This is a genomic window from Spirillospora sp. NPDC049652 (assembly GCF_040675125.1).
Taxonomy (GTDB): domain Bacteria; phylum Actinomycetota; class Actinomycetes; order Streptosporangiales; family Streptosporangiaceae; genus Spirillospora.
Window position 1 is genome coordinate 1 of sequence record NZ_JBFAOF010001085.1, and the last position, 2,217, is coordinate 2,217.

Annotated in this window: 1 protein-coding gene and 1 pseudogene; one reads left to right on the forward strand and one right to left on the reverse strand. The window is 73.0% G+C overall.

The window, feature by feature from the left end; genetic code table 11:
* Nucleotides 1–303: pseudogene (locus tag AB0J52_RS37180) on the reverse strand (MarR family transcriptional regulator); the annotation flags it as partial.
* Between the two features lie 90 nt (nt 304–393).
* Between AB0J52_RS37180 and AB0J52_RS37185 the strand changes: the two are divergent.
* Nucleotides 394–2,217, forward strand: a 1,824-nt coding sequence (locus tag AB0J52_RS37185; RefSeq protein WP_500187628.1) for a cobalamin-dependent protein, incomplete at its 3' end; no start/stop codon positions are given.

Genomic DNA, 2,217 nt, shown 5'->3' on the forward strand with positions numbered 1-2,217 from the left:
CAGCCCGCGCCGTTCGAGCCGGCCGATCACGTTGGTGACCGACGCGGCGTGCACCATGAGCCGCTGGCCCATCTTGCCCATCGGGAGCGTGCCGGTGCGGGTGAACGCGAGCAGGCGCAGCGCCTCGTAGGCGGCGAAGGTCAGGCCGAACGGCTTCAGCACCCCCTCGATCCGGCCGAGCAGCAGCTGCTGGGCGCGCATCACCGAGGTCACGGCCGCCATCTGGTCGGCGTGGCCGGGCCACCGGGCGCGCCACTGGCGGTGCGCCTCGGCGATCGGGTCGAGGGAGTCCGTGCCGGTCACGGGCCCACCGTACGACACTTCGGGGGTCTTGACTGTTTCGCCCACGGTTATTACTTTAACTTCTAAATATTGGATGTCCAAGGAGTTCTGATGTCGGGATCGCTGCACGTGCCGGTGCACCCGGTGCGGTTCGTCACGGCGGCCGCCCTGTTCGACGGGCACGACGCGGCCATCAACATCATGCGGCGCATCCTGCAGTCGCAGGGCGCCGAGGTCGTGCACCTCGGGCACGACCGGTCGGTGCGCGAGGTCGTGGACGCGGTCCTGGAGGAGGACGCCCAGGGCGTGGCGATCAGCTCCTACCAGGGCGGCCACGTCGAGTACTTCGAATACCTGGCCCGCAGCCTGAAGGAGGCCGGGGCCGAGCACGTGAAGGTGTTCGGCGGCGGCGGGGGAGTGATCGTCCACGAGGAGATCGCGCGGCTGGCGGACGCCGGGGTGCGGATCTTCTCCCCCGAGGACGGCCAGCGCCTCGGCCTGCCCGGCATGATCAACGAGCTGGTCCGGGACGCCGACGTGGACCTCGCGGCCGAGCCGTCCGGAGTGGACGAGGTGCTGGCCGGCGACCGCCGCGCCCTCGCCCGCGCGCTCACCTGCCTGCAGGCCGGCCGCTACGACGGCATCGGCGCGCTGCGCGAGGCGGCGGCCGCCCGGCAGGTCCCGGTGCTCGGCATCACCGGCACCGGCGGCTCCGGCAAGTCCTCGCTGACCGACGAGCTCGTCCGGCGGCTGCGCGCCGACCAGCAGGACAAGCTGCGCGTCGCGGTGCTCGCCGTCGACCCGACCCGGCGCCGCGGCGGCGGCGCGCTCCTCGGCGACCGCATCCGGATGAACTCCCTGGACGGCGACCGGGTGTTCTTCCGCTCCCTCGCCACCCGCGGCGCGCGCGAGCTGCCCGAGCACGCCGAGGACATGATCACCGCGGTGAAGGCCGCCGGCTACGACCTGGTCGTCCTGGAGACCCCCGGGATCGGCCAGGGCGACGCCGCGGTCGTCCCGCTCGTCGACGTCTCGCTGTACGTGATGACGCCCGAGTTCGGCGCCGCGTCCCAGCTCGAGAAGATCGACATGCTGGACTTCGCGGACGTCGTCGCGATCAACAAGTTCGAGCGGCGCGGCGCGGCCGACGCGCTGCGCGACGTGTCCCGGCAGCTCGTCCGCAACCGCGAGGCGTTCGGGTCCCGGCCCGAGGACATGCCGGTGTTCGGCACCAGCGCCGCCACCTTCAACGACGACGGCGTCACCGCCCTCTACCAGCACCTGGCGGAGCGGCTCGCCGGGCACGGCCTGCGGCTGGCCGAGGGGACGCTGCCCAAGGCGACCGGCAAGGTCTCCACCGGCGCCGCGCAGATCATCCCGCCGGGCCGCGTCCGGTACCTGTCGGACATCGCCGAGACCGTCCGCGGCTACCACGCCGAGACCGAGAAGCAGGTCGCGGCCGTCCGGCGCGCGCAGCGGTTCGAGCTGGTCCGCGCCGAGCTGACCGACACCGCCGAGATCGACGCCAAGACGGAGGAGGCCCGCCGCGCCGTCGCCCCCGAGGCCGCCGAGCTGATCGCGCAGTGGCCCGCGACCGTCGAGGACTACTCCGGGGACGAGCAGGTCGTGCGCGTCCGGGACCGGGAGATCCGGACGGCGCTGACCCGCGAGTCGCTCTCGGGCAACCGCATCCCGCGCGTCGCGCTGCCCCGCTACGAGGACCACGGCGAGCTGCTGCGCTTCCTGCGCCGCGAGAACCTGCCCGGCCGGTTCCCCTTCACCGCCGGGGTGTTCCCCTTCAAGCGCGACAACGAGGACCCGGCCCGCATGTTCGCGGGCGAGGGCGACCCGTTCCGCACCAACCGCCGGTTCAAGCTGCTCAGCGAGGGCCAGCCCGCGACCCGGCTGTCACCGAGTCGAACGCGGTGGACAGCC